The 1,911-nt window shown below is 64.2% G+C and carries 1 protein-coding gene; it reads left to right on the forward strand.

Annotated elements, in window-relative coordinates:
• The first annotated feature begins 157 nt into the window (after positions 1-157).
• On the forward strand, positions 158-1,858 hold the full coding sequence (locus tag ACRESD_RS19340; protein ID WP_431752372.1) for a cytochrome c biogenesis protein DipZ: 1,701 nt from the start codon (positions 158-160) through the stop codon (positions 1,856-1,858).
• The last annotated feature ends 53 nt before the right edge of the window (positions 1,859-1,911 follow it).

Here is a 1,911-nt window from a genome sequence, read left to right on the forward strand (position 1 = left end):
GAAGCCGCCCCAATAAGACCGCCGCGTTGTGTCAGGTAGAGCGCGGTTGCAGGTTTTGGGGCCGCTACGCAGCCCAGCGCGGGGCAAGCCCGCTCACTACAGGTGCAGAGTCCCTCAGGAGGACCGATGCTTTTATCTACTTATAAGGGACGATCCCATGTGGCTTCTGGTTCTCGCGTATCTGGGCGGCGTGCTGACTATTGTCAGCCCGTGCATCCTGCCGGTTCTGCCTTTTGTCTTCGCTCGCACCGGGCAGCCGTTTATGCGCAGTGGCTTGCCGCTGTTAGCGGGGATGGCGGTGACGTTCGCCCTGGTGGCCACACTGGCGGCGGTGGGCGGCGGTTGGGTGGTGCAAGTCAATCAGTACGGGCGCTGGCTCGCGTTGCTGTGCGTTGCCCTGTTCGGCTTGACGCTGCTGCTGCCACACCTGTCGGAGCGCCTGACGCGCCCGTTGGTGGCGGCGGGCAGTCGCCTGTCGGAGGCCGCAGGCGTCGATGCCAAACCGCGTCCGGGCGCTTCGTTCCTTATCGGCGTGGCCACCGGTTTGCTCTGGGCGCCGTGCGCCGGGCCAATTCTCGGGCTGCTGCTGACCGGCGCCGCGCTGCAAGGCGCCAGTATCGGCACTACCTTGCTGTTGCTGGCCTACGCCGCCGGTGCCGCGACTTCCCTGGCATTGGCGCTGCTGGTCGGCGGTAAAGTCTTTGGCTTTATGAAGCGCTCCCTCGGTGCCGGCGAATGGCTGCGCCGTGGCCTCGGCGCGATGATGCTGGCCGGTGTGGCTGCCATTGCCTTGGGCTTGGATACGGGCGTGCTGGCCCGTTTGTCGACGGCGTCCACGGGTGGTTTGGAACAAAGCCTGGTGGATCGCTTGAGCGCCAAGCCCGAGCAGAAGGGCGGGGCGATGATGATGGCGGCCAACCACAGCGATACGCTGCCGATCGAAGGCAGGCTGCCGCCGCTGGACGGCGCGGTGCAATGGCTCAACAGCCCGCCACTGACGGCCGAGGGCTTGAAAGGCAAGGTGGTGCTGGTGGATTTCTGGACCTACTCCTGCATCAACTGCCTGCGCAGCTTGCCGTATGTCAAAGCCTGGGCCGAGAAGTATCACGACCAGGGCCTGGTGGTGATTGGCGTACACGCCCCGGAGTTTGCCTTTGAGCGCGACGTGAACAACGTCACCCAGGCGATGAAGGACCTGGGGATCACCTACCCGGTGGCCATCGACAACAACTACAAGATCTGGCGCGCGTTCAACAACCAATACTGGCCGGCGCATTACTTTGTCGATGCGAAGGGACAGATCCGTTATCACCACTTTGGCGAAGGTGAGTATGCCGAGTCGGAGCGGGTGATCCAGCAATTGCTGCGTGAAGCTGGGGCGCAAAACGTTGCCGGTGGGCTGATCGAGGCCGACGCCAAGGGCGTGCAACAGGCGCCGGACATGAATGAAGTGCAGTCGCCGGAAACCTACCTGGGCTTCCAGCGCGGCGAGAACTTCGTCAAATCGGGGCCCCTGGCGCTGAACAACTGGACCTTGGACGGCCAGTGGAACGTCGGCGGCCAGCAAGTCACCCTCGATCAGGCGGGCGGGCACATTGTGTACCGCTTCCATGCCCGTGACCTGCACCTGGTGCTCGGCCCGGGGGCCGATGGCAAGCCGGTGCGCTTCAAGGTGACCCTCGACGGCCAGGCGCCGGGCGATGCCCACGGCACCGACGTGGCGCCAGACGGCAGCGGCACTGTGACCGAGCAGCGCTTGTACCAACTGGTGCGTCAACCCGGTGCCGTGCAGGACCGCACCTTCAGCATCGAATTCCTTGACCCGCATGTGGCGGCCTACGCCTTCACCTTTGGCTAACTGATTTATGAACTGTTAACCCCATCGATGTGGGAGCGGGCTTGCTCGCGAAG

Origin of the sequence: Pseudomonas sp. (assembly GCF_050739995.1) — a bacterium.
Taxonomy (GTDB): Bacteria; Pseudomonadota; Gammaproteobacteria; order Pseudomonadales; family Pseudomonadaceae; genus Aquipseudomonas.